Below are 1,620 nucleotides of genomic sequence, written 5' to 3' on the forward strand. Positions count from 1 at the left end.
CTTATGAGAAGCGGATTTGCCTACTTCTCAGCCTTACTGCTTAGACGCGCATATCCAACAGCGCGCTTACCCTATCCTTCTGCGTCCCCCCATTGCTCAAACGGAGTGGAGGTGGTACAGGAATATCAACCTGTTATCCATCGCCTACGCCTTTCGGCCTCGGCTTAGGTCCCGACTAACCCTGAGCGGACGAGCCTTCCTCAGGAAACCTTAGGCATTCGGTGGAAGGGATTCTCACCCTTCTTTCGCTACTCATACCGGCATTCTCACTTCTAAGCGCTCCACCAGTCCTTACGGTCTAGCTTCAACGCCCTTAGAACGCTCTCCTACCACTGTTCGTAAGAACAGTCCGCAGCTTCGGTGATACGTTTAGCCCCGGTACATTTTCGGCGCAGAGTCACTCGACCAGTGAGCTATTACGCACTCTTTAAATGGTGGCTGCTTCTAAGCCAACATCCTGGTTGTCTAAGCAACTCCACATCCTTTTCCACTTAACGTATACTTGGGGACCTTAGCTGGCGGTCTGGGCTGTTTCCCTCTTGACTACGGATCTTATCACTCGCAGTCTGACTCCCATGGATAAGTCTTTGGCATTCGGAGTTTGACTGAATTCGGTAATCCGATGAGGACCCCTAGTCCAATCAGTGCTCTACCTCCAAGACTCTAACACATGAGGCTAGCCCTAAAGCTATTTCGGAGAGAACCAGCTATTTCCAGGTTCGATTGGCATTTCACCCCTACCCACACCTCATCCGCTCACTTTTCAACGTGAGTCGGTTCGGGCCTCCATTCAGTGTTACCTGAACTTCACCCTGGACATGGGTAGATCACCTGGTTTCGGGTCTACGACCACGTACTCATTCGCCCTATTCAGACTCGCTTTCGCTACGGCTCCGTCTCTTCGACTTAACCTTGCACGGGATCGTAACTCGCCGGTTCATTCTACAAAAGGCACGCTATCACCCATTAACGGGCTCTAACTACTTGTAGGCACACGGTTTCAGGATCTATTTCACTCCCCTTCCGGGGTGCTTTTCACCTTTCCCTCACGGTACTGGTTCACTATCGGTCACTAGGGAGTATTTAGCCTTGGGAGATGGTCCTCCCTGCTTCCGACGGGATTTCTCGTGTCCCGCCGTACTCAGGATCCACTCAGGAGGGAACGAAGTTTCAACTACAGGGTTTTTACCTTCTATGACGGACCTTTCCAGATCGCTTCATTTACCCCGTTCCTTTGTAACTCCATGTTGAGTGTCCTACAACCCCAAGAGGCAAGCCTCTTGGTTTGGGCTAATTCCGTTTCGCTCGCCGCTACTCAGGAAATCGCGTTTGCTTTCTCTTCCTCCGGGTACTAAGATGTTTCAGTTCCCCGGGTCTGCCTTCCATACCCTATGTATTCAGATAAGGATACTGCTCCATTACGAGCAGTGGGTTTCCCCATTCGGAAATCTCCGGATCAAAGCTTACTTACAGCTCCCCGAAGCATATCGGTGTTAGTCCCGTCCTTCATCGGCTCCTAGTGCCAAGGCATCCACCGTGCGCCCTTAATAACTTAACCGTTGACCAATTTGGTCATGTGTCGATATCAGCGATGATATCTATAAAGAAAATTACTAAGAT

The 1,620-nt window shown here is 50.6% G+C and carries 1 rRNA gene; it reads right to left on the minus strand.

What is annotated here, in order from left to right:
* A 23S ribosomal RNA gene (locus tag LC091_RS20275) occupies positions 1-1,558 on the minus strand; the annotation flags it as partial.
* Positions 1,559-1,620 lie beyond the last annotated feature (62 nt).

The organism is Sutcliffiella horikoshii (genome assembly GCF_020524325.1).
In the GTDB taxonomy this organism is placed as follows: Bacteria; Bacillota; Bacilli; order Bacillales; family Bacillaceae_I; genus Sutcliffiella_A; species Sutcliffiella_A horikoshii_D.